This is a genomic window from Pseudomonas sp. KB_15, assembly GCF_052114525.1.
GTDB lineage: Bacteria > Pseudomonadota > Gammaproteobacteria > Pseudomonadales > Pseudomonadaceae > Aquipseudomonas.
Genome location: NZ_JBFREX010000284.1, coordinates 1 through 404, shown reverse-complemented (window position 1 = coordinate 404; position 404 = coordinate 1). Strand labels below are relative to the sequence as shown.

Below are 404 nucleotides of genomic sequence, written 5' to 3'. Positions count from 1 at the left end.
CGATAGAACATCTTGATGCGCGAGCGGAACGCGAGCTGCAAATGGTTGGTGTTCGCGCCACTGGCTTCGGCCTTGGGCGGGATTTCCAGCACGTTGAGCCAGAACACCGACTCCTTGTCCTGCGGCAGTGGCTCGCCGGTATGGAGGATGCGCAGGGTCTGCGCCTTCTTCGGATCAATGCGCATCACGGGCGGAGTGACCAGAAATGGCACCTCCACGGTAGATGGCGCGGCCTTGGGGTCGCCATTGTCGAGCCAGGCCTGGGTCAGCGCCGGAGCATTTCCCTGATTGGAAAGCTTGATCGTCGCTTCTTTTTCGTTGGCGTTGTACACCACACGCGTGCCGCCGATCACCACCGAAGCGTGAGCGCTCCACGCGGCAGGCAGGCTCAGCACGAGCACGGC

The 404-nt window shown here is 62.4% G+C and carries 1 protein-coding gene; it reads right to left on the bottom strand.

Going from position 1 to position 404, the window contains the following annotated elements:
- Positions 1-404 (bottom strand): fimbria/pilus periplasmic chaperone (locus AB4Z35_RS30905; RefSeq protein WP_442101287.1); only part of this gene is annotated, 404 nt, incomplete at both ends.